The 2,446-nt window shown below is 56.0% G+C and carries 1 rRNA gene; it reads left to right on the forward strand.

The window, feature by feature from the left end:
- Nucleotides 1-2,381, forward strand: a 23S ribosomal RNA gene (locus ACFVH2_RS24900); the annotation flags it as partial.
- Nucleotides 2,382-2,446 lie beyond the last annotated feature (65 nt).

The following is a 2,446-nucleotide window of genomic DNA, read 5'->3' on the forward strand; positions in this document are numbered from 1 at the left end:
TCCAGTCGCATGTTCTAGACCCGAAGCGGAGTGATCTACCCATGGCCAGGGTGAAGCGACGGTAAGACGTCGTGGAGGCCCGAACCCACTTAGGTTGAAAACTGAGGGGATGAGCTGTGGGTAGGGGTGAAAGGCCAATCAAACTCCGTGATAGCTGGTTCTCCCCGAAATGCATTTAGGTGCAGCGTCGCGTGTTTCTCACCGGAGGTAGAGCTACTGGATGGTCTAGGGGGCCCACAAGCTTACCGAAATCAGCCAAACTCCGAATGCCGGTGAGTGAGAGCGCGGCAGTGAGACTGCGGGCGATAAGGTTCGTAGTCGAGAGGGAAACAGCCCAGATCGCCAGCTAAGGTCCCTAAGCGTGTACTAAGTGGAAAAGGATGTGGGGTCGCGAAGACAACCAGGAGGTTGGCTTAGAAGCAGCCACCCTTGAAAGAGTGCGTAATAGCTCACTGGTCAAGTGATCCTGCGCCGACAATGTAGCGGGGCTCAAGTACACCACCGAAGCTGCGGCATTCGTGCGATACACCTCGGTTCTCCTGCGGGAGGGCCGGCAGTGGTACGGATGGGTAGGGGAGCGTCGTGCAGCCATGGAAGCGCCGGAGTGATCCAGGTGTGGAGGCTGCACGAGTGAGAATGCAGGCATGAGTAGCGAAAGAAGAGTGAGAAACTCTTCCGCCGAATGACCAAGGGTTCCTGGGCCAGGTTAATCCGCCCAGGGTGAGTCGGGACCTAAGGCGAGGCCGACAGGCGTAGTCGATGGACAACGGGTTGATATTCCCGTACCCGTGTGAACGCGCCCCTGGTGAATCAGTGACACTAACCGTCCTGAAGCGTCCTTACTTCCCTTCGGGGAACCTGGACGTGGATGCACGGGACCTGATCTGGTAGTAGCCAAGCGATGGGGTGACGCAGGAAGGTAGCTGAGCCAGTCAGTGGTAATACTGGTGTAAGCGTGTAGGGAGTGACATAGGCAAATCCGTGTCGCACATATCCTGAGACGTGATGCATAGCCGATTGAGGCGAATTCAGTGATCCTATGCTGCCGAGAAAAGCCTCTAGCGAGCTTTCACACGGCCCGTACCCCAAACCGACACAGGTGGTCAGGTAGAGAATACTAAGGCGATCGAGATAACTATGGTTAAGGAACTCGGCAAAATGCCCCCGTAACTTCGGGAGAAGGGGGGCCTCGTCTGGTGACGGAACTTGCTTCCTGAGCTGGGTGGGGCCGCAGAGACCAGTGAGAAGCGACTGTTTACTAAAAACACAGGTCCGTGCGAAGTCGTAAGACGATGTATACGGACTGACGCCTGCCCGGTGCTGGAAGGTTAAGAGGACCGGTTAGCTCTTCGGAGCGAAGCTGAGAATTTAAGCCCCAGTAAACGGCGGTGGTAACTATAACCATCCTAAGGTAGCGAAATTCCTTGTCGGGTAAGTTCCGACCTGCACGAATGGCGTAACGACTTCTCAGCTGTCTCAACCATAGACTCGGCGAAATTGCATTACGAGTAAAGATGCTCGTTACGCGCGGCAGGACGAAAAGACCCCGGGACCTTCACTATAGCTTGGTATTGGTGTTCGGTTCGGTTTGTGTAGGATAGGTGGGAGACTGTGAAGCGGGCACGCCAGTGTTCGTGGAGTCGTTGTTGAAATACCACTCTGATCGTATTGGACATCTAACCTCGGACCATGATCTGGTTCAGGGACAGTGCCTGGTGGGTAGTTTAACTGGGGCGGTTGCCTCCCAAAATGTAACGGAGGCGCCCAAAGGTTCCCTCAGCCTGGTTGGCAATCAGGTGTCGAGTGCAAGTGCACAAGGGAGCTTGACTGTGAGACTGACAGGTCGAGCAGGGACGAAAGTCGGGACTAGTGATCCGGCACCGGCAAGTGGAAGCGGTGTCGCTCAACGGATAAAAGGTACCCCGGGGATAACAGGCTGATCTTCCCCAAGAGTCCATATCGACGGGATGGTTTGGCACCTCGATGTCGGCTCGTCGCATCCTGGGGCTGGAGTAGGTCCCAAGGGTTGGGCTGTTCGCCCATTAAAGCGGCACGCGAGCTGGGTTTAGAACGTCGTGAGACAGTTCGGTCTCTATCCGCCGCGCGCGTTAGAAACTTGAGGAAGGCTGTCCCTAGTACGAGAGGACCGGGACGGACGAACCTCTGGTGTGCCAGTTGTTCCACCAGGAGCACCGCTGGTTAGCTACGTTCGGAAGGGATAACCGCTGAAAGCATCTAAGCGGGAAGCCTGTTCCAAGATGAGGTTTCTCACCCCCTCGAGGGGGTAAGGCCCCCGGCAGACCACCGGGTTGATAGGCCAGAACTGGAAGCACGGCAACGTGTGCAGGTGACTGGTACTAATAGGCCGAGGACTTACCACAAAGAAGCTACGCGTCCACTGTGCGGTATCTGAAACAACACACAGATACCATTCACCCCCAACACC

Origin of the sequence: Rhodococcus sp. NPDC127527, assembly GCF_042672245.1 — a bacterium.
In the GTDB taxonomy this organism is placed as follows: Bacteria; Actinomycetota; Actinomycetes; order Mycobacteriales; family Mycobacteriaceae; genus Rhodococcus_G.